Raw genomic sequence first — 22,486 nt, 5'->3', positions numbered from 1 at the left:
GCGAACGCGAATGGTAAATAGCGTTACAGGGACAACATCCTGTAACGCTATTTTTGCGTCTGGGAAAACCTCTAAGCTCAATATCCGCCCGCTGCGCCGTCGGAGCTGCTGCTGCCGCTGCCGCCGCCATCACGGAAGCGGTCCATATAAGCCGCACGCTTGGCGACCGTGGCATCCGCAGCCGACTGGGCTTGGCGAGGATCGCCTCCGAAGACGCCGTCGACGATCCATTTCTGTCCGAAGCCGGCATGCGTCACTTCGTCCGCCCAGTCGAAGTCCTGGAACGTCGTCATGAGCGGGTCCTTGACGACGTCCCGGCAAAACTCCCACTCCTCGCGCTTCCCGGGCGGATACTTCATGCCCGCCTTCTCGATCGCGATCGTCAAATGCGTATACGCCTCTTCCCCCTCGAACAGCTGGCTCGTCATGTCGTACCAACCGGTCCAATTCTCGAAGCCATACACGTCGTACCCCTTGGCGCGCAGCGCCGCTTCGCCGAACCAGCAATGCCGCACCTCGTCCCAGATGTGACGCGCGGTGTCGCGGTAGAAGGCCCACGGCCTATCTTCAGCAGAAAAGTGCACGTAAGCAACTGCCTCGGCCGGCGACATCTCGAAATAGCGGTGCAGCATCATCTGCAGGAAACGGCCTTGCGCGTCATCTTCGAACGCCATGCCCCGCATCTTCACGACCGAAGTCACGAAGCGCTCGTCGCGCGTGCTCGCCGAAGGCAGCGCGAACGGTTCAGCCGGAACGGCCAGCAGCGGATCGGCCGGCTTGCGATCGCCGCTGCCGTCCGGACCTCCCGCGGCGTTCAACAGCGCAAGCAGCCAGCTTCTCCACCGGTTCGCGAGCTCGCGCTCGGCCTCGTCCGCCTGCCCGGCGATATGGGCAATCGCTTCCCGGCCCCAGGCCAGCTGCGCTTCCCGATCGATGAGCTGATGCCGCAGCAGGCGAATCGTCGGCTCGTCGACAAGCGGCTGCGCCTTCTTCATATAAATATCGATCGCCTCCAGCTGCGCCGGCTTGATGACCTCGAACAGGGCGACGAGCAGGCAAAGCGTCGTCGGCGAACGAAGGGTCTGCTCCGCCAGTTCAGCAAGATCGGCGTCCGGACATTTGTCGAAGGCCGACGGGCTCATCCGCAGCTGTTTGCCGCGGCTCCGGAGCTGATCGTAATGGTCGGCGTCCTGCCAGGTTAGACGGCCGAGCGCGCCTTTGATCTCGTATTCGGGCCGTGCCGTCATATGGCCGGCTTCGATGCGCATCAGCTGCCGGTCCAGCCAGGCGATCCGCTGCAGCCGCTTGGCCGATTCCTCCACCGACATGCCGACGACGTCCCAATGCTCGATTTCCATGAAAGGACGAAGCATCGTCACTCCTCCTTATTGTGGCAGGCACGGGGCTTAAAACGAGCCGTCCCATGCCCTCCACTTATGATCCTTCGTCACGAACGACGAGGTATCGAATTGATACGCGGACATTTGCGGCGTTCGGAAGAGCGCCGCGCCATCCCGTTCGAGTCCGCAAGCGTTCACGAAGCCATAGCGTCCGGAATCGCCGCCTCCTCGACAAACGAAGGCGAAGTCGGCATCCGTCGATATCGCGCCGTATGTCAATCGACTGGCTTCCCAGCTGTACTTGGGAATCGCGGTCGTCGCCAGCAGCCCGGCTTCCAGATCGAGCTTGTAGCACAGCTCGATTTCGCGCGTTCCCGACGCGAATCGCAGTCCGAGACGGCCGTTGTCCTTCGGCTGCTCGGCGATGGCGACGCGTCCCAGCGGAAGCGCACAGTCGCTTCCAGTCGGAACCGGCGTCAGCACGGTGACGAAGACGTTCATCGTCCCCGCTTCCACGGCGCGCGTATCCGTCTCGTACACCATGTCGCTGTCGGCGTAGCAGCGCCGGATCTTCTCCCGGCCGATGGTCCGTCCGCTTTCCGGGAATTCGATCAACAAGGCCAGCTCCTTGCGGTTCTCGATCGGCTGCGGATCGTTCGGCTGCTGATGGATTTGCTGCACTTGGCCGACGAAATGCCGATCGCCCGCCTCCAGCACGGACGACGGATGCCATAAATTCGCGGTTGTCAGCAATCCCTCGCCCTGCGAAACGGTCCAATCGACGAGGATATAGACGCCTTCCTCCTTCAAATACGTCACGCAGCGATCCCAGACGACGGCGCGCAGCGGGTCGACCATCCGCGTCCGGCTGTAGTCCAGCTCGGCGAACGTCTGAAAATGCAGCTTCTCCGTCGTGACCCGTTTATAAGAGCCGTCGTCATGAATGAAGTCGTACAATGGGCCTTCCGGCGCGCCATATCGGAATACGAGCCGATTATGGTAGATGTCGGCGCGGTACCTGCCGTTCGGCGCTCCGTCGCGATAGCCGCCGTCATGCAGCAGCACGTTCTGCTCCTGCACGAGATAACAAACCGCGTTCTCGTCGGCATGGCCATGATGGGCTTTCTCCGCGGGAGCCAATATGGTGCGGCGCAAATAATCGCGGGGCACCGCCGCATAGTCGCCTTCGTCGCGGTAATTAAGCAGCAGATAAGAAGCGTCCTCGTCCCAACCGCTGCGGAAGGCGATTTTCTTGCCGACGAGATCGTCGAGCAGCAGCTCGCTCTTGCTGTCCGGACGCTCCGGCGCCACGGTCTCGTCGCACCAGTCGTAGGCGTTGGCGAAGTAGGCAGCCAGATATATCGACGGCGGTCCCTGCTGCAGCGCCATCGCATAGTCGTAAATCCGGCTCGCCGCGTATTTCATATGGCCGCACCGGTATCTTGACGCGCCCTTCTCCAAGCAAGCCAGCCACAAATACCAGAACGAATTGAAATTCGCGTCGCCGAAATCGGGAATTTGCCCGTTGGGCGCGATCAGATGCGCGATAAAATCGAAATAATACTTGGTCTGCGGCTTGGCGAAGTATTCGTTCTCCCGTTCGGTCAGCTGCGCGTACATGATCGTAGAACCGAGCCACAGCGGCAAGTAGAGTTCGGCATCTTCGATCGACCATCCTCCGAACGATTCTTCGGCCAAATAATCGCGCAGCTTCGCCCATTCGCGCGTCTCGTCCGTGTCGCCGAGCGCCTTCACGGCCATCGCCAGGTTGAAGACGCGAAGCATGGAGCGGTTATGCGCGCCCCATTCCGGATAGTGCTTCACCGCTTCCATGGCGCTGCGAATCGAGCCTTCGACCTGCCGTTTCTCTTCTGCAGAGAACAGCCCGGAGTCCTTCAAGTCGAGATAACCCTGCAGATAATGCGTCCCTTGGAACATCGGCTCGAAGGACGTAACTCCCTGCTCATACTCCGGATGGCGCTTGCGAATCGTTTCCGGCACGATCTCCTTGAACGATTCGATATCGAGCAGCGCCCGCTTCGCCCACCGGCCATACTCCTCCTCGCCCGTGATGCGATACAGGAAAGCCTCCGTCTGCGCCTGCAGCCCGAGATTGCCGGGCGGGCTGTACATGCCCAGAAACTTATCGGGCTTGTAGGATTCCCGCCAGCCTTCGATCGCAGCCTCGTATTGCCTGCGTCCTTCTACTACGGCAGCTTTGACATAATCGAGATAGACCTGCTTGTTCATCCGATCCTCCAGCTTCCGCCCGCCCCTTCGGGACGGATCGTATTTTCTACTTGCCGATTCCGTCGGCATCGAACGGTACCGGCAGACCGGCAATCGCCTTCAGCCAGCCGGCATAGCGGTCCAGCGAGAACCCCGGACTGCCGAGCAAATAATGATTGCCGTACGACACGCCGTCGCAATCCCATTCCATCAGCAGCATCCGCTGCGCGCTGCGCGGCGCGCGTATGGCGCCAAGCTCCGCCAAGCCGTTCGCTTCCACCTCGTAGGCGCCCGAGAGCAGCGTCTCGCCGGAGTCGGCGTCCCACACCCGGAATTTCCCGCGGGCCGGCTTGCGCGAATCGTTGCCGGCCTTGACTTTCACCTGCCAATTCTCGGGCTCGTCGACCATGATGCAGACCGGCTGCTGCACCCTGCGAATATAATGATAGGCCAGCTTGCGGACGCCGTAATAGTCGACGACCGCGTCGGAGAACTGCGGCCAGCCGTCCAGCAGATTCCACCAGAGGACGCCGGTTCGTTCCCATTTGCGCAGGCGGACGCGTTCGATAAAATATTTCTTCGCCTCGGCCTGCGAGATTTGCGAAGCGATAATAAACGGCAGCGGCTCGTCGGGATATTCCCCGAACAGCTCGTTGATCTGGTCCGCCATCAGCTGCACGCGGAACCGGTACATGGAATCCGGCGTGCCTACCGGATCGGTGGCATGGGCGATCCATTGCGGGTTGTCCTTCCACGGCCAGACGAACGGCGCGTCGAGAAACCGCTCCATCGTCGACAACCCCGGACAGCCGTGATAGCCCATTTCCCCGGCGAACGGCGCTTTCGCCTCCGTATAGAAGACGCTTTTGAAATAATCCCTCACGCCCCACAGATGGCGCTCCGGCATGGCATCCACCGATTTCATCGCATACGCCTCCGGCGAAATGTACGGGGAGCTCGGCACGTACGGCCGATACGGATCGCACTGGAAGACGACCTCCTTGAGCACCCTGCGGGTCAGCACGTTGTCGTTCGGATCAAGTCCGCGCAGCGCGTACATCTCGTCGCATTCGTTGTCCCCGCACCAGACCGCCAGCGAAGGATGGCGCCGCAGCTTGCGCACGACCGCGGTCGCCTCCCGGCGAATCGTCTCTTGGAACTCCGGATCCTGCGGATACATCGCGCAAGCCATGGCGAAGTCCTGCCATACCAAGATGCCTTCGCGGTCGCATAGATCGAAGAACGCGTGATCCTCATAGACGCCTCCGCCCCAGCTGCGGAGCATGTTGCAATTCAGATCGGCGGCAAGCGCGATGGCTTTGTCGTAATTGGCCGCGCCCTTGCTGTGAAACTGATCGGTCGGCACCCAGTTCGTGCCCTTGATCAGGATCGGCAGGCCGTTCACCTTGAACAGGAATTGCCCGGGCCGCTCCAGCGTTGCCGCGTCCGTACGAACAAGCTCGAGGGTGCGAATGCCAACCTGCTGGCGGTGCACGGCCAGCACCCGGCCGTCATGAAGGAGCTCCGCGGTCATGTCGTACAGATGGGGGTCTCCGTAACCGCGCGGCCACCAAAGCTTGGGATCACTGACGGTAAATTCGGCCCAACCGGCTGCAAACCGCACGGGAATGGTATGCGAAAATATGGAATTCCCGCACGCGCCGCGAAACCGCAGCTGAAGCCCTCCGCCTCCGGCAACGGCCGACGGCAGCAGCAGAGAAGGATTGATGCGCAGGCTGTAAAACAGCCGCAGCTCCGCCTTCCGCTCCCCCGCCGAGACGGTCACCGGATAAAGGTCCGCGATTTCGTTCGGATCGGAGACGACGATCTCCACCGAACGCCATAGACCCGCCGTCACAGCCCGTCCGAAGATGTCCCAGCCGAAGCTATGCGCCGCTTTGCGCACCCGCAGCTGCTCGTAATTGACCGGCAGCGCGAAGCTCGACGGATCATACGTCCGCGAGAGCGCTTCGGCGACCGCCGGCGTCAGCCGCACGGTCAGCACATGCTCGCGCCGAGGCTCCAGCATGCCGGTGATATCGAAGCGATGCTCGATGAACATGTTGTCGGAGCGGCCCAGCTCTTTGCCGTCCAACCAATACGTGGCGAAGCAGTCAACGCCATGGAACAGCATCTCCGTCCTTGCTTTCGCCGCCTCTTCGTCACCGGTAAAGCGGCGCTGATACCACCATTCGTACGTCTCGTATTGACGCAGCAGCCCGATATTGCCGCCAATTCGCGGATCGGGCAGCTCGCCCGCGGCCTGCAGGTCCAGCTCCACGTTGCCGGGAACCGAGCAGGCGATCGGCTTCAACCCGGAGACGGCCAGTTCATTGGGATGCTGGATGCGCCTCTCCTCTTGCGGATAATAGAACAATGACCATTCGCCGTTTAATCCGATTGTTCTCAACCGAGCAGCTCCCTTCGCTGCGGCATTCCGCCGCGGCCTTCTACGATCGATTCAAAGTATATATTCAGGGCCGGGAGCGCGTGTCCCTCTATTCCACGATGAATCGATAATGGCCCGAGCCGACGGTCAGAAACAACGCGGCGTCCGTCTCTTCGGCAGCCGTGACGCCCGGTGCCTTCGCCGCATCGGCGCCTGATTCGATGACCCGCCGACCGTCCCTCCGCGGGATGCGCACCGAGGCGGTCGAACCTGCCGGCACGCCGACCTCAAGCTCCAGCCTCCCATCCTCGGCCAAGCGCCAATCGCATTGAATCGACCCCGCGATCGAATCGTATCGGCATTCGACGCGGTCCAGGCCGCCGCCGATGCGCGGCTGAACGCGAATATGCCGGAAGCCGGGCCGCTCCTCGTCGAGATCGATTCCGCCGACGTAACGATACAGCCATTCGCCGACGGCGCCGAGCGCGTAATGGTTGAACGAATTCATGCCCGGCCGCTGAAAGCCGCGCTCCTCGGTCCATCCGTCCCAACGCTCCCAGATCGTCGTCGCGCCCTGCAGCACCGAGTAGAACCAGGACGGATACTCCTGCTGATTAAGCAGCCGGTAGGCGGCATCCTCGCGTCCGGCTTCCGCGAGCTCGGTCAGCAGATGCTTGGTGCCGTGGATGCCGGTCGTCATATGCCAGCCGTTCTCTTCCAGCAGCTCGAGTATCCGCCGCACCGCGTATTCCCGCTTGCGCTCCGGCAGGAGCTTCATCGCCAGCGCCAGCGCGTAGGCCGATTGCGTATCGCCCTTGATCCGGCCCCGTTCATCCACGTACGCGGCATTAAACGCTGCCTTGATCTCTTCGAACAGGTCTGCGTACCGTTCTTCATCCTTAGGCCTGCCGATAACAGCCGCCATTCGCGACAGCAGGTCGGCCGAATGGGCGTAATACGCGGTGCCGAACACGTCGTACGGCGTCGTCGAGAACTGTGCCGTATTGGGTTCGCCGCTCGGCCCGTGCGCCTCGGCCAGCGAAAGCCAATCGCCGAACTGCGGAAGGTCCTCCCGCAGATGGCCGGGATGGCGCTCGCTCAGGAAGGCGATCCAGCGTTCCATAGCGCCATAATGCCGCTCGATGACCGCGGTGTCTCCGTATACCTGATACATCATCCACGGAATGAGAATGCCCGCGTCGCCCCAGCCCGCGGAGGCGGTATGGTCGTACGTCATGTCTCCGCCGTGCTCCGTCTTGCCGCCGGCGATGAACGGCGCAAAATCCGTGAACGCGCCCGTCGGACGCTGGGCATCGGTCAAATCGGTCATCCATTTGGTGAAGAAGGGAGCCGCATCCATGAAGTAGCAGGCCGTCCGGAAAAACACCTGGGCGTCGCCGCTCCACCCGAGCCGTTCGTCCCGCTGCGGACAGTCCGTCGGCACGCTGACGAAATTGCCGCGCTGCGTCCATTCGATGTTTTGCACAAGCCGATCGAGCAGCGGATTCGACGTCGCCATAAAGCCCGTCGCCGTCAGTGCGGTGGAATAAACGACGCCGGTTGCGTCCGAGGCATCGAAATCATCGCAGCCGGAGATTTCCGCATACCGGAACCCGTGCAGCGTAAAATGCGGCTCGAACTCCTCCCGTTTCCCGCCCTGCAAAATAAACGTGTCGGTCTGACGCGTCAGCCGCAAATTGTCCGTGTACAGCTCGCCCATCGCATCCAGCATTTCGCCGTGGCGCACCGTCACGATGCTGCCCGCAGCTCCACCGAGGCTCAGCCGCAGGCGGCCGACCATGTTTTGGCCCATGTCGATGATATAGCGTCCGGACTCTTTGCGGGTCACCGAGACAGGCTCCAGCGTCATCACCGAGCGAATCGGCGGCATGACCGTGCCGTTCAGGCTGCCCTTATAATCGTAGAATCGCTGCGCCGCCTGCCAATCGCCATCGTCGAAGGCGGCTCCGGTCCAGCCTTCTTGCTCGAGGCGGGCATCGTAGGTCTCGCCCATATGGAAATCGGTCGCGAGCAGCGCCCCGAACGATGCCTTCCAGTCCGTACCGGATACGACGCTCTGCCGGGAGCCGTCCTCGTACTCGATGTTCAGCTGCAGCAGCGCGCGCGGGTCCTGCCCGTAGCGCTGATAACCGAACATGCCGATGTAACCGGAATACCATCCGTGACCCAGAAGCAGCGCGAGCGCGTTGTCGCCGTCCTCCAGCGAAGCGGTCACGTCGAACGCCTGATAGTGCAAACGGATGCTGTAATCCGTCCATTCGGGAAGCAGCGTACCCTCCTCCATACGCCGCCCGTTCGCATACAACTCATAGGCACCGAGCACGGCGCAATAAACGACAGCCCGCCGAATCTGTCCGGTTGCCCGAAAGGTTCCGCGCAAGTAAACGGCCGGCTTCGGCTGTTCATGCGTCGGCTTATGGCCGCTCTTCAGCCCGATCCATTGCCCCTTCCATTCACTGCGCGACAGCAGTCCCATGCTCCAGCTCGCCGGATCGCTCCACGGCGAATCGCAGTCGTTCTGATCCCATGCTTTCGCCTTCCATACGTAACTGCGCCCCGACTGCAGCTGCGGTCCGTCGTAACCGACTGGCCCCAAGCGATCCGAACGTACCTTGCCGGAATCCCACACGTCCGCGCGGCCTTCCTCCAGCAGCGCCGGGTCGCTTGCGACCAGCACGCGGAAAGCCGACTGGGCCGTCCCGCGCGCATCCGAATCGAGCAGCCAGCTCAGCCGCGGCCGCAGGACGTCGATCCCGGACGGATCGACCCTATATTCCGTTCTCAATCCAACCACCCGCAGCGTCATCTCTCGGGCCTCCTTCTCCTCATAACGGCGATAGGCCCGCGCAGCAGGGTATTCCCGCTCCGTAAGCCTTTGCCTCGATTATCGCCTTCCGCTCGAGCTCGGACTCCGGCTCGGCTCCGGCTCGATTTCGTCTCGGGGCCGGCTCTCTGCATTCAAGGAAAGAAAGGCCGCTGATCGCGTCAGCGGCCTTCTCCTTTGCTGCCGGCCGGGTCGCGGCACGTTTATGGCTTATACCCGATCTGCGTGTAGGCGTCGGTCAGCTCTTGATCGTATTTCTCCCCGCCGAGCTTCTTCCAGCCGGCGATCATCGCGTTGTATTCCTTCTCCGGATCGTCGGCGACGATGACTTTCGTGATCGATTCGTTCAGGAATTTCTTGATCGTCTCCTGATTCTTCTGCGCGAACGGACGCGGATCGGTCAAAATGACGGAAGTCGGCGTGAAGTTCGCGAAGACGGAATCGTATTTGGTCGTCACGGCGACATAGTAATCAATGTCGAACAGCTTGGCGTTCTCCCCGGCGATCTTCAACTGATCGGGCGTGCTCATCGGCTGACCCTGCTGAATGATCTCGAGGTCGCCGGGACCTGCGTACCAGTCGACTTCCTTCGCGTTCTTCGCAGGATCGATAACCTCATGCGTGCCGTCGGCGTTAACCTTGTAATGCACGCCTTCGATACCCGACTGCAGCGTCATGATATTGGCCGGGTCGGCCATCCAGTTCAAATATTTGACCGCGGCGATCGCCTGCTCTTCCTTGCTCGCCTTCGGCACCATGATGGACATGCCGTAATCCGGGGCGCCGCCGGCATATTGCTTGCCGTCCGCCGTCTTGAGCGGATCGATCGGCATCCATCTCGCGTCCGGAACCGCTTTGCGCGTGGAATCGGTCAGCCCCCAGCCGGAATCGTTGTTTTCCACGAATCCGGTGACGCCTTGCGCCACGTATTGATTAAACTGCTGGTTGTTGACGTCGGTGCCGAATTCCTTCGGAATAAGGCCTTCCTTATACAGCTTGTTCAGGAACTTGAACATCTCGAGCGCGTTCGGCGTGGCGACGTTGGAGACGAATTTGCCGTCCTGCCAGATGCCGCCGAACATGTCGGTGCCGTTGTTCATCAACTGAGGGTTTACGCCGAAGGCGCCGGACAGCGCGTACATGAACGCCTTGCCGATCGCCGGGAACGCGAACGGTACGACATTATCCTTGCCTACGCCGCCAGGATCCTTCTCCTTGAACGCCTTCAGCACGTTATACAGCTCGTCGACCGTCGTCGGCGCCTTCATGCCGAGCTTGTCGAGCCAATCTTGGCGAATCTTCATCGCCGGTCCGACATGCGGGTTGGCGCGAAGCGCCGGAATGGCGTAGCGTTTGCCTTTGTACGTGCCGGATTCGTCCAGCGCCTTCTGATTGTTCTTCTGGATCTGCGGACCGTATTGGGCAAGCAGATCGTCGAGCTGCCAAATCCCGCCCTGCTCGGCGTATTTGAACAGCGTATTGACGTCGTAGGTGAAAATAATGTCCGGCGCTTGGCCCGATGCCAGCCATACGTTCAGCTTGTCTTCCGCTTCCGCGCGGGGAACCGCCACGTACTCGAGGTCGATGCCGAGCGGCTTCACCTGCTCCTGCGCCCATTTGATCAGCGGCGCTTCCGTCAGCTTCATGCCTTCCGGCGCGTTGCCCCGATCGTAGATCATGACGCGCAGCTTCGTCATTTTGGCCGGCGTTTCTGTCTTTGGTTCGTTCGCCGCTTTCGTTCCTTCGTCGTCGGCTGGTGCCGTTTCGCCGTTGCCCGCGCCGTTGTTCGTGCCGGCTGCCGCGCCGTTCGTATTGCCGTTTCCGTTATTGGAATTCGAACAGCCTGCCAGCACCATGGTGAAAGCAAAGATGAGCGCAAGGATCAACATAACCCCCGGTTTGAGTTTGACCACCGTATTTCCTCCTCTTATTGATTTACAGGAATGGTTGCCTTCGGTCCGGAATACGCCGCGCCTTGTACTGCTTCTGTACTGCTTCCTCTCCCGGCGGCCGGGCCTTTATATCTAGGAGAGCCGCGAAATCCGCTCCCGTTCCTGTCGTTCGTTGGCGGACCGTCAGCCTTTGACGGACCCTAGGAAAGAACCTTTGACGAAATACTTCTGGAGAAACGGGTACACGATGAGGATCGGCACGGTGGCGAAGACGGCGGTTGCCGCCTTGAGCGACTCCTCGATGACCTGAAGCTTGCCCTGCTGCTGCATGACCTCCAGCGAGGTGTCCATCTGCGAGAGGAGCAGAATGTTCCGCAGCCGGACCTGAAGCGTATACAAATCGGGATTGTCGATCATGATGACCGCTCCCATGTAGCTGTTCCAGTGACCGACGGCATAGAACAGGCCGATCGTCGCCATGACGGCGCCGGAGAGCGGAAGCACGATGCGCAGCAGATAGCGGATGTTGCCGCAGCCGTCCATGATGGCCGCTTCGCGCAGCTCCTCGGGCATGTTTTGGAAGAACGATTTCATGATGATGACGTTGAACGCGCTGACGGCTCCGGGAATCATGATGGACCACAGCGTATTGAGCAGCCCCAGCTCCTTGTTGAGCAGATAGCTCGGAATGAGCCCGCCGCCGAACATCATCGTGAAGATCATGTAGTTCATGAAATATTTGCGCCCGACCAGATCTCTCCGCGAGAGCGGGTACGCCGTGAGGATCGTCATGACCATGTTGATCGCCGTGCCGACGACCGTGACGTAGATCGTGACGAGCATGGCCCGGATCACGTTGTCGTCCCAGAAGACCGACTTCATCGCGTCGAACTGGATGCCGACGGGCCACAGGAAGACTTTGCCGGATTGAATGGCATGGCTGCTGCTGAACGCGTTCGCGATCGTGTTGACGAACGGGAAGATGCAGATGAAGGCGATCACGCTGATGATCGTGTAGTTGAAGATGTTGAAGCTTACGTCCCACATGGAATATCGCCGTCTGATGCGTTGCGGCGGCCTGGCGGCCGTTTCCGTCTGATGCGCCATGGAATGTTCCCCTTTCTTGCCGAAAAATGAACTGCCGATGCCGTTACCAGATTCCTTCGCGGCCCATTTTGTTCGCGGCGTAGTTCGCGGCGAGGATGAGCGCGAGATTGATCAACGACTGAATCATGCCGATCGCCGTCGTCAGTCCGAAGCCGCCCTGCCGGATCCCGAGATCGTAAATGTAGGTGCTGAGCACGTCCGCCACGTCCATCACGAGCGGATTCATCAGCGCGTACGGCTGCTCGAAGCCGATCGACACCATGTGGCCGAGGTTCAGAATCAGTAGAATGACGATCGTCGGCATGATGCCGGGAATGGTGATATGCATGATCTTCTTCCAGCGTCCCGCGCCGTCCATCGATGCCGCCTCGTACAAGTGAGGATCGAGCGTCGTCATCGCGGCCAAATAAATGATCGTTCCCCAGCCGACGCCCGCCCAGATGCCCGACCCGATAAAGACGGTCACCCACCAGGAATTCTCGCCCATGAAATAGACCGGCTGCAGGCCAATCCATTTCAGCGCCTGGTTGATGATGCCGTACTTCGGCGACAGCAACGCGTAGATCATGCCGCCCATGAGCACCCACGACATGAAGTGAGGCAGGTACAGCAGCGATTGCGTCACCCGCTTGAAGTATTTGCTGCGCACTTCGTTAAGCAGAATGGCCAGGATGATCGGCGCGGGAAAGCCGAATACGAGGCCGAGGACGTTGAGCATCAGCGTGTTGCGAATGATTTTGTGCAGGTCCGGCAGATGAACCATTTCCTTGAAGTAGGCAAAATGGTTCCACGGGCTTCGGAGGACGCCCTCGAACATGTTGTAATCCTTGAAGGCGATCAGCAGTCCGAACATCGGAATGTAGCAGAAAATAAAGAAGTAGATGAGTCCCGGTGCCAGGCACAGATATAAATCGAGGTTTTTGCGGATTCGTTTCCACAGCGTGCTTTGACTTCGGGCCGCGCCGGCGTCGATGTCCGCCTTGTAGGGAAGAGCGGGACTTTTATTGGTTTGCGCTTCCACTTGGCTCCCCTCTTTCCGTTTGGAATAGTCTAAGTTTACCTAGGAATGAAAGCGTTTTACATATATGGATTTTTACTTTTTATTAGGTTTCTTGACGTCGGCGGAGATAAATACGCCCGTGTCCCCGCGGCCGAGTGGAAAGGCCGGTTATGTCCGTTTCAAGCCGGCAAGCGCAGCGTCGATGTCCTCGATCAGGGAATCGGCATGCTCGAGTCCGATGGAAACGCGCAGCAGTCCTTGCGGAATGCCGGTTCGGCGCGAGGTTTCCTCGTCCATCCAGAGACCCGGGGAGTTGACGAGGCTTTCGAAGCCGCCCCAGCTCGGGCCTTCCTGGAACAGGCGGAGCGATTTCATGAAACGCGCGATCTCGTCGCGGCTGCCCTTCGGAACGAAGCCGAGCAGGCCGGAATAACCGCTCATCTGGCTGCGTCCCAGCTCATACTGAGGGTGGCTCGGCAGCCCGGGATAGAGAACTCGTTCCACGAGCGGGTGCTCCTCCAGGAAAGCCGCGATGCGCAAGGTGCTTTCTTGATGCTGGCGCATCCGCACGGGCAGCGTGCGCAGGCCGCGAATAAGCAGCCATGCCTGATGAGGGTCCATCGACGCGCCGAACATGCCCCGCTCGCGATGGGTGACCGGCTCCATCCGCTCCTTCGTGCCCACCATGACGCCGGCGATGATATCGCTGTGGCCGCCCATGTATTTGGACGCCGAGTGCACGACGATATCGATGCCGCAGCCGATCGGATTCTGGTACAGCGGCGTCGCCCATGAGTTGTCGGCGATCGTCGTGATCCCCCTCGACTTGGCGAGTGCGGCTATCGCGCGCAGGTCCTGCAGCGTAAATACGTTCGACAAGGGCGTCTCGAGATAGATCGCCTTCGTGTTCGGACGCAGCGCCTGCTCGAATTCCGCGATGCTTTCGCCCGATACGAACGTCGTCTCCACGCCGAACTTCGCCATGTAGCTCTCCAGGAAAGCTTTCGTAGGCGGATATACGTTAGCCGGGCAGACGATGTGGCAATCCTTCTCCATGACGCTCATCAACGCGGCCGTAATCGCCGCCATCCCGGACGAGAAGCAGCGGGCATCCTCGGCTTCCTCGAGCGCGGCGATCTTCCGTTCGGCGATCTCGATCGTCGGGTTCGACGCGCGGGTATAGCTGTAGCCGTGATCCTGCGTTTTGCGGGTAAACAGCGAGTTTTGAAAAATCGGCGGCACGATCGCGCCCAGATAACGGTCGTAATCGTCGCCCAAATGCGTGCAAATCTCTTCTTTGCTCATGCCACCATGCGCATCCATGTTCATTCCTCCACGTTTTTCGGCCGCCGTGCGGCTCTGCGGCTGGCCTATTATGAAGCGGCCCCGGCAAAAGAGAGAAGGCGCCTGTCGAAGGCGGCTTCTCTCCTGCCGGGGCGGTCGCCCTGTTATTCGTTCCTATTCGTTCCTGTTCGACTTGTTCGTTCCGCTCGTCCTCTTCGTCCTGTTCGTCCTGTTCGTTCCTGTTCGCCCTGTTCGTTCCTATTGGTTCGTTTCTTCCCAGCGGTACTCGGCCTTGAACGCCGCCGAGCCGGCGACGCGGCGCACCATCACGCCCCAGCGGACGAGATCGAGCCGGTGCTCGTAGCCTTTGAAAATAAACACGCTCGTGCCGGGGCAGCCCTCCATGCGGAGCGTCACCTTCTTGTCGTCCAGCGTCCACTGCACCTCCCAATCCGCGTCCGTCTCGCAGGAGGCCGTCTCCAGCATGAGCTGGTAGCCGTCCTCGCTGCCCGGCCGTTCGCACGGCTCGAACGGCAGCTCCGAGCTTAGCTCGCCGGTGCAATGGAAGAACCAGTCGATCGTATGCGCCTCCGACTCGTCCGTTCCCGCGGCCGGCATCACCTCGAACAGATCCTCCAGCCGGTTCGGATGAAGCCGCATGCTGCGAACGAAGCTGTAGCCCGGATAGACCTCGTCCGCGGCGACGCTGCAGGCGCTGCCGTCTTCGTCGAACGCGAGCATTTGGCCGGGCGGGCGATTCGGCTGCGTCTGCCGGTCGATCATGACGGAATTGTGGGCGATCGTCTTGCGCTGCCATTCGCGGAACAGGTCGGAGCCGTATCCGCTGTTGGAAATGTCGCGCGACATGACCTCGTCCTTGAAGAACAGCTCGAAGTTCATGATATCCGCATGGGAATGGCCGCGCAGCACGAAGCCGTATTTGATGAACAGCTCCGACCGGCCGCTTCGCAACATGGCGAAGTAGATCGACGGATCGTATCTGGAGCCGCCTTCGGGCAATCCGCTGCCGGACGGCAAATGGTCGAATCGCTCGTTCTCCCAGTCGCGGCCGAAGAGCAGACGGGCCGTGCCGCCGATATTGGCGCCGGGCAGCGACTCGTCGTGCGCGTCGTAGCAGAACGACAGCGCGTAGCGAAAAGCGGCCTCGTCGTGCACGTTGCGGACCCATTCGTACGCCTGGGCGTAATTGCCGAACTTGAGCAGCGGCCAGCCGTCGTTCGGATTCGGAAATTCGCCGTTCGCGAACGCGTAGTTGACCGGATAACGGTACATCCGCAGTAGTCCGTCCTCCATCTCCGGGAAATCATAGCCGTAGATTTTGCAGAAGGCGAGATAGTAGGTCATCCCTTCCGCGCAGTAGAAATGATAGTGCATGGACGCCTCGTACCAGAAGCCTTCCGGCAGCAAGCCGTCGGCCAGCTTCTTCTTGATGCCGTATTCGCCCTCGGCGGCGCGCTCGCACCAGATCCGCTCGTCGAAGAACAGGCCGATCATGCCGGCCGCCGCTTTCATCCAGCAGATGATGTTCGGCGTGACGCCGACCTTCTCGATCAGAAACTCCGCTTCCGGAATGAAGAAGCGATGCTTGTAACTCTCCAACTCCGGCGCGGTGAATTCGTCCTTCACCAGCTCCATGCCGTTCAGCAGCCAGATGACGGCGACGCCGTCGGTCAGGTCGCAGCCGGTGAAACGCCCTTCCTGGCGCGGAGGCGTCCGCACCTCGAAATGGCCGTAGTTGTCGCACAGGAAGGTGAGCGCCCGGCGGATATACGCCATATACTTCTCGTCTCCGTAGAGCTGATAGAGTACGGCCGCATTGAACACTTGGCTGCATGTCGACATCCTGTACATGTACGACCAGGCATCGTCCGCCTCCTGGGCGTGCCGCAGCTCCCCGCAGCCGCTGCAGCGGTGCTCGCCGGGCTTGTAAGGATCGAAGATCAGCGCCGCATAGCAGCGGTCGCAGAAATAATGATGGCCCCAGCCGGCGACCCGCGAAGCGTCGTCCGCATAATTGGCGACCCAGCGGTCGGTATCCGGCTTGAATTTGTCGACGATTGCCTTCGCCCAATCGAAGCGCCCGATTTTGTCGCGCACCGCCTGCCAATTCTCCACCATCCGCATCGTGCCGTTCATCCCGTTCACTCTCCCCGTCTTATGCTCGTTCGGACCGCGATAACTCGGTTACCGCAACATCGCAACAGTGATAAGACCGGCGCGACGCCGGTCGCTTCCCGCTTAAGCTTGCGGCACGACGCCGGCGGTTTCCGGATGCTTCAGGCTCTCCACCAGCATGAGCAGCGTCATTGCCTGGCCGTACGGCATCGGGCAGACCGAAATGCCGCGGTAATAATCGAGCTCGTCGCCTACGCAGGTGCCGTAGGATACGCCCTGCACGAGCCCATCCTCGTCGACGCGCGCCATAACTGCCCGCAGCGCTTTACGGCCGATTTCCAGATAACGTTCGGGCAAATACCCTTTGCGTACCGCTTTCATGATGCCGTAAGCAAAGCCTGCCGTCGCCGAGCTCTCCGGGTAGGAATCCGGCTGATCGAGCAGCGTCCTCCACATGCCTTCTTCCGTCTGCAGCGGCACGAGTGCCTCCGTCTGCCGTTCCAACGAGGTGAGCAGAAACTGCGCCACGCCAGGCTGTACCGGTACGATATCGAGATAATCGACGAGCCCGGCGGCGTACCAAGCATTGCCTCTGCCCCACAGCGCCTCCCCGAAATGATGGTTGCCGAGGAACGTCCAGCCGTGGAAGAACAGCCCCGTGCGCACGTCGGTCAAATATTTCAGATGAACGAGAAACTGACGCACGCTCTCCTGCACGTAATCGTCCCTGCCGAGCAGCACGCCCATCCGTCCCAGAAACAACACGGTCATGTACAGCGTGTCGTCCCATAGCTGTCCTTCGTTGTCGGCGGTGACGGTAATGTGGGAGATGCCGCCTTCCGTCGTGCGCGGCATTTCGGTGAAGGCGTATTGCGCCCATTCCCGGCAGACGTCCAAGTAATCCTCGCGCCCGAGCTCTTCGCCGAGATAGCTCATCGTCAGCAAGGGGCACATCGTATTGACGTTCTTGCCCGGTAGCCCTTTGGCCAGATGCCGGTCGAACCAGGCGACAAGCTCGTTCAGAATGTCCTTCCTGCCCGTCTCCTTGTAGTACAGATATTGCGCGAACAAGCCTACCCCCTGCGACCAGTCCCAGACGTCCATCGAAACGATGCTGTCCTTGACGTTTTCCTTGAACGCCGGCTTCAGTTTCTTCATGCCCTGCAGCACGAGCTCGATCGAACGGCTTGCCTCTTCCTTCGAAAGCATGCGATCCATACTGTCAGCTCCTTCATTCCGAAGAAGCTTGCTCCGCCGCGCGGCGAAGGCGCTTCTTCTTCGTCGCTCTTATTTTCACAGGTACGGAGGCGCCTTTCCATTGTGGAATCTTGCGGTTATATTAGATTTTTTGCTCTAGGGAGCGAGCCGGAGAATCGACGAAACGCGAACCGGCTTTCGCGCTCCCAACCCTCTCGAAACCTGTTTAAGTCACTCTTCGGCATCTTCCTCCGCAACGGCCGGCAGCCGGACGCGCACGGTCGTTCCTTCCCCGACGACGCTTCCGATCGAGAGGCCGTATTTGTCGCCGTACAGGATTCGAATCCGTTTGTGCACGCTGATTATGCCGACGTTGGTGTGCTTGTTCTCCCCGTCGACGGTGCCGTAGCGCTCGGGGCTGAGCAGCCTGTCGACCGTCGACGCTTCCATGCCGACGCCGTTATCCGACACCTCCAGCAGCAAATCCCCGCGGTCCTCGCGGCATGCGATGCGGATGAGCGCCTTCCCGGGCTTCTCCTCGATGCCGTGCACGATCGCGTTTTCCACGAGCGGCTGAAGGATGAATTTGGGCACCCGGCAGCCGGTCAGCCGTTGATCAAGCTCGTAGGCCAGCTCGATCCGCTCGCCGTAGATGATTTTGTGAATGGACAAATAACTGCGGATAAAGTCGAGCTCCTCCTCCAGCCGGAGCGTGTCGCCCTTCTTGCCGATGCTCTCGCGCAGCAGCTTGCCCAGCAGGTAGATCAGCTCGCCGATTTCCTCTTCGCCTTTGATCTTCGCCATGCTGTAGATCGATTCCAGCGTATTGTACAGAAAATGCGGATTCATCTGCGCCTGCAGCGCTTTGTATTCGAATTGCAGCGTGCGGTACTCCGCCTTTTGCTTCAGCATTTTCTCGCGATAGACGGAATTGAACAGATCGTTGATTTTCTCCGCCATGGAATTGAACTTGGCCGTCAGCAGGCCGACCTCGTCGCGGCTCTTCGGCACGATGGCGTTGTGCTGGAAGTCGAGCGAGAAGAGCGTCATGCTCTGCAGCAGCCGGCGGATGCTCTGGGTGATGTTCTTGGAGATGAGCGCCGCCATCAGGAACGCGAACAGCAGCGAGACGAGAATGGTGCTGATCGTCCAATATTTGATGCTCTCCGTGCCGCGGGTCAGCTGGCCGACGTCGATGATTTGCACGACCTTCCATTTGTCGTAATCGGTGGAGAGGACGCTCGATATGTACCGCCTGCCGCCGAATTTGAAATCTTCCTTGCCCGTATCCGACAGATAGAGTTTCTCGTTCAAATAATACTTTCCCGCGCCCCGTACTTCCCCCGGCACGAAGAGCTGATTGTCCCCGTTCAGAATCAAAACGTCGCCGTCCATTAAATTGTGCACGCCCGTCACGATGGAGCCGATGTAGTCGCTCTCCAGCCCGATCGCGATGATGCCGACGTATTTGCTCGTCTCGATGTCGTAGAGCGCCCTTGCCATGTACAGCGTGTCGTTCGCGCCGCGGAACCAGAGCGCCCTGCCCCGCATGTCCTGGATTTGCTTCAGATCGAGCCTGTCCATCAGCTCCCGGTTGTAGTTCACGACCGCCTTGCGCTGAATCGAGTACCGCTTCGCGCTGCCGTCGATAATGAACACCGACAAGAAATAATCCTCGTTGAACAGCAGCTCGTTCAGGAAATCGTTGATATACGTATCGCGAAAATAGACGTCGTTCTCCTTGACCGGCATCTCCTTCAGCTTCTCGCCGAGGCTGGAATTGCGGAACTGCTGGAACGCCATCTGCTCGACGTCGGTCGTCCGCTTGTCCAGATTAATCCCGATCTGGCTGATCAAATATTGCGAGAACTCGGTGGAATTCCGCTTGATCGCGCCGACCGACACCCAATAATTGATGCCGCTGATCATGAGTACGGTAATGAGAATAATGACGGCGAACGACAACAGAAATTTCGTTCTCAGCTTGGCGTCCACGAAGAATCGTCTTACCTTGCGCATGGCATCACCGCGTCCTCCCGGTACTCGCTACACGTTCATTAATCGAGATGGTGAAGGCTCTCCACGAGCATCAACAGCGTCATCGACTGCCCATAAGGCATCGGGCATTGCGGAATGTCATTGTAAAATTGGCGGCTATACCCCATCCGGGTGCCGTAGGAGACGCCTTGCACCATGCCGTCGGCGTCGATCTTCCGAACGACCGCCTGCAGCGCGGCTATGCCTGAATCGAGGAACGTCTCGCTGATGTAGCCTTTGCGCACCGCCTTCAGGATGCCGTAGGCAAAGCCCGCCGTCGCCGACGTCTCCTCGTAGGCATCGGGATCGTCCAGCAGCGTCCGCCACATGCCGCTCTCCGCCTGCAGCTCGCTCAGCTTGCGCACCTGCTGCTCGAGCGAGGCGACCAGAAACATCTCGAAGCCGAGCGGCAGCTCGACGATGCCGAGATAGTCGACCAGCCCGGCCGTGTACCAGGCATTGCCGCGTCCCCACAGCGCCCCGGCGTAGTTATCCCTTCGAATGAACGACCAGCCGTGGAAGAACAGCCCCGTTCGCGTGTCGGTCAAATATTTGAGATGAATGAGAAATTGCCGGATGCTCTCCTGCACGTAATGCTCCTTCTTCAGCAGGACGCCCATGCGGCCCATGAACAGCACCGTCATATAGAGCGTATCGCCGCGCAGCTCGCCCTCGTTCATGCTCTCCGTCGTGACATGCGTAATGCCGAATTCCGGCGTGCGCGGCATATCGTCGGCCGCGTAGCTCGCCCACTCCTCGCAGACGGACAAATACTCCGGGCGGCGCGTCTCTTCGTACAAATAGCTGAGCGTCAGCATCGGGCACATCGTATTGACGTTCTTCGGCGGAAGTCCTTCGCGCAGCCGGTCGTCGAACCAATCGGTCAGATAGGCGAGGATCCCGCGGTTGCCCGTTTCCTTGTAATACTGGTAGAGCGAGAACAAGCCGACGCCCTGCGACCAGTCCCATTTATCCATCGAAATGATGCTGACGGGCGTATCTTCCTCGATCAGAACCTTCAGACTTTGCATGCCGGAAACGACCTGCTCGATCAACGCTTCGATTCGTTCCCGCTGCAGTGGCAAGGTTGCCATGTCTTGTCCTCCTCAGAATTTAGCGGAGCTAAATTCACTTCGTAAGCATGAGCTGAATTTAGCGGAGCTAAATTCACATCGTAAGCATCCATTTCCCTGGTGAGTCCTCACTATAACGCATTCGCATAGCACGGAATATGCGTCGATTTTATGCTTTTATTAGCTTTCTTTACCTCGATTTTTAAATTCCTTCGGCGATATGCCCTCCGTCTTTTTGAATACTTGGTAAAAATAGGCATATTCCTTGTAGCCGACCATTTCGCCGACCTCGTTCACCTTCAGGCGCGGATCGCGCAGCAGCCGCTTGGCCGCCTCGATTCTCGCCTTCGCCACCAAATCGACGAAGTTGATGCCGGTCTCCGCGCGCAGCAGCCGGCTCAGATAGCTCGGGCTAAGGCCAAAATGTTCCGCTACGGCGGTCAAACTTATATTTTCGGAGAAATGTCCGTTGATGTAATCGACCGATTCTTTCACGACGAGGCTGTACTCTTTGTCGTCGCCCGACAGCTTGGTTTTCACGGTCTTGATGAATGCGGCCAAATAGTCGGAAGCCTCCCGCATATCCCGCAGCCGATAAATATCCTCCAGCACTTCGTTGATGCTTCGGTCGAAACCGAATTCATCCCCGGTCGCGCGATAATAATAGCGGGCCGCGGCGAGGCAGACATCCGAGATCAACCCCTTCGCCACCCGTATGTTCCCTTCGCTGTAGGCTCGGATGTGCTCGATAATCTGCTCCAGATGGCCGATCATTTCGTCGCTCGTCACCTGCTCCAGCATCCGGTTAAACTGTTCAAGGTCGCGGATAATGGAGAACTTGCCGCCCTCCCCCGCCTGCTCTGCCATCTCGGGAAACAGCACTTGTCCCTCCGTATGAAAAAAGCTGGTGTCCATCAGAGCGGACGCTCCTTCATAAGCCTGTCTAAGCTCCTGCAGCTGCCGATAAACCGCGCTGACGGCAATGCAGATCGTCAGTCCGTGCTGTTGGCGGACCAGCTCGATGAAATCGTGACAGAAGCTCTGCAGCTTCATCTTCAGCTCGCGCGGGGTAAGCGGCTTGGGGAACAGGCAAGCGAGCACGAGATCGTCGTGACGGTACGAGTCGACGATCTCAAATTCCCGGCGTGCCGCCGCGTGCTGGGCCATCTCCGCCAATGTCCCGTGCAACATCGGGCTAATGCTCAGGCTATCCGCGCCATGAGAAGCGGCAAGCGTTCGTTTCGAACGGACCATCAGAACGGTGCAGCGATTCCAGGCCATACCGAGACTTGCGGACGTTTCGGCCAACTTGTCATCCTGCGGAACGCTGCCGCCGATCAGCTCCGAGACGAATTTGCTGCGAAGCGAGGGCAGCGAATTCTGATGGCGCTCTTCCAGCTGATTGTATGCCTCGTCGCGCTCCGCCCGCTGCGACAGCTCCAGCCTGGCGCTGTCCAGCTCGTTCACGGCCAATCCGATGACCCGCTGCAGCTCGTCGTTTCGGACGGGTTTGACAATAATATCGTAGACGCCGAGCTTCACGGCGCGCTTGGCATATTCAAAGTCCTGGTAGCCGGTAATGAGAATCGTCTTCGACATCGGAAACGCAAAATGCATGTATTCGGCCAAATCGAGCCCGCTCATGCCCGGCATTTTAATATCCGTAATCAAAATATCGGGCTGCTTATCGTGAATGATCCGCTTTCCTTCGATGCCGTCCTCCGCTTGTCCGACAACGGTGCAGCCAAGGCTATTCCAATCGACGGTCTGGACAATGGACCGTAGAATAAGCGGCTTGTCGTCGATGACGACTACAGTCTTCTTCACGCTGGCCAACCTCCCCCTAAGTCGGTAACGGCGGCCGGCTGCCGAGAGCCGATAACTACCACCGATAATAGAACCCCTAAATGATAGCGCTTGCAACAGTCAACGATAGACAGGTTTGGCAAAGATGATA

General features: G+C 59.6%; 13 protein-coding genes. All 13 read right to left on the bottom strand.

Annotated features, from left to right (window positions below; genetic code table 11):
- Window positions 1–77 precede the first annotated feature (77 nt).
- The 13 genes from AC0YNU_RS24890 to AC0YNU_RS24830 all read right to left on the bottom strand — a co-directional run bounded on the left by AC0YNU_RS24890 (window position 78) and on the right by AC0YNU_RS24830 (window position 22,356).
- A complete protein-coding gene (locus AC0YNU_RS24890; protein WP_475761384.1) occupies window positions 78–1,373 on the bottom strand; it encodes a hypothetical protein in 1,296 nt (431 codons plus the stop codon).
- A 33-nt stretch (window positions 1,374–1,406) separates the two neighbouring features.
- Window positions 1,407–3,590, bottom strand: coding sequence for a hypothetical protein (locus AC0YNU_RS24885; RefSeq protein WP_475761383.1), 2,184 nt, complete (start codon window positions 3,588–3,590; stop codon window positions 1,407–1,409).
- 46 nt (window positions 3,591–3,636) lie between these two features.
- Entirely contained in the window at window positions 3,637–5,979 is a 2,343-nt protein-coding gene (locus AC0YNU_RS24880) for a glycoside hydrolase family 2 protein (RefSeq protein ID WP_475761382.1), read from the bottom strand.
- Between the two features lie 88 nt (window positions 5,980–6,067).
- Complete coding sequence (locus AC0YNU_RS24875; protein ID WP_475761381.1) at window positions 6,068–8,785, bottom strand: alpha-L-rhamnosidase; 2,718 nt, start codon at window positions 8,783–8,785, stop codon at window positions 6,068–6,070.
- Between the two features lie 221 nt (window positions 8,786–9,006).
- Window positions 9,007–10,716 carry an extracellular solute-binding protein gene (locus AC0YNU_RS24870; protein ID WP_475761380.1) on the bottom strand — a complete coding sequence of 570 codons (1,710 nt, stop codon included), beginning with the start codon at window positions 10,714–10,716 and terminating at the stop codon, window positions 9,007–9,009.
- Between the two features lie 162 nt (window positions 10,717–10,878).
- Entirely contained in the window at window positions 10,879–11,802 is a 924-nt protein-coding gene (locus tag AC0YNU_RS24865) for a carbohydrate ABC transporter permease (RefSeq protein WP_475761379.1), read from the bottom strand.
- Between the two features lie 43 nt (window positions 11,803–11,845).
- Window positions 11,846–12,823, bottom strand: coding sequence for an ABC transporter permease (locus AC0YNU_RS24860; RefSeq protein WP_475761378.1), 978 nt, complete (start codon window positions 12,821–12,823; stop codon window positions 11,846–11,848).
- A gap of 147 nt (window positions 12,824–12,970) precedes the next feature.
- The gene (locus AC0YNU_RS24855; protein ID WP_475761377.1) at window positions 12,971–14,125 is read right to left on the bottom strand and encodes a trans-sulfuration enzyme family protein; all 1,155 of its coding nucleotides are present in this window, start codon (window positions 14,123–14,125) and stop codon (window positions 12,971–12,973) included.
- A 219-nt stretch (window positions 14,126–14,344) separates the two neighbouring features.
- On the bottom strand, window positions 14,345–16,243 hold the full coding sequence (locus AC0YNU_RS24850; RefSeq protein ID WP_475761376.1) for a heparinase II/III domain-containing protein: 1,899 nt from the start codon (window positions 16,241–16,243) through the stop codon (window positions 14,345–14,347).
- Window positions 16,244–16,345: 102 nt separating this feature from the next.
- Window positions 16,346–17,440: a beta-galactosidase BglB gene (gene bglB / locus AC0YNU_RS24845; RefSeq protein ID WP_475761375.1), complete on the bottom strand. Its 1,095-nt coding sequence runs from the start codon at window positions 17,438–17,440 to the stop codon at window positions 16,346–16,348.
- Between the two features lie 210 nt (window positions 17,441–17,650).
- Window positions 17,651–19,438 carry a sensor histidine kinase gene (locus AC0YNU_RS24840; protein WP_475761374.1) on the bottom strand — a complete coding sequence of 596 codons (1,788 nt, stop codon included), beginning with the start codon at window positions 19,436–19,438 and terminating at the stop codon, window positions 17,651–17,653.
- A 38-nt stretch (window positions 19,439–19,476) separates the two neighbouring features.
- Window positions 19,477–20,550 (bottom strand): glycoside hydrolase family 88/105 protein, encoded by a 1,074-nt coding sequence (locus tag AC0YNU_RS24835; protein WP_475761373.1) that lies wholly within the window; start codon window positions 20,548–20,550, stop codon window positions 19,477–19,479.
- A 159-nt stretch (window positions 20,551–20,709) separates the two neighbouring features.
- Complete coding sequence (locus AC0YNU_RS24830; RefSeq protein WP_475761372.1) at window positions 20,710–22,356, bottom strand: response regulator transcription factor; 1,647 nt, start codon at window positions 22,354–22,356, stop codon at window positions 20,710–20,712.
- Window positions 22,357–22,486: the final 130 nt, after the last annotated feature.

Source organism: Paenibacillus sp. J31P316 (assembly GCF_056269105.1).
The sequence above is the reverse complement of the archived record's forward strand: the minus strand, read 5'-3'. Positions and strand labels throughout refer to the sequence as shown.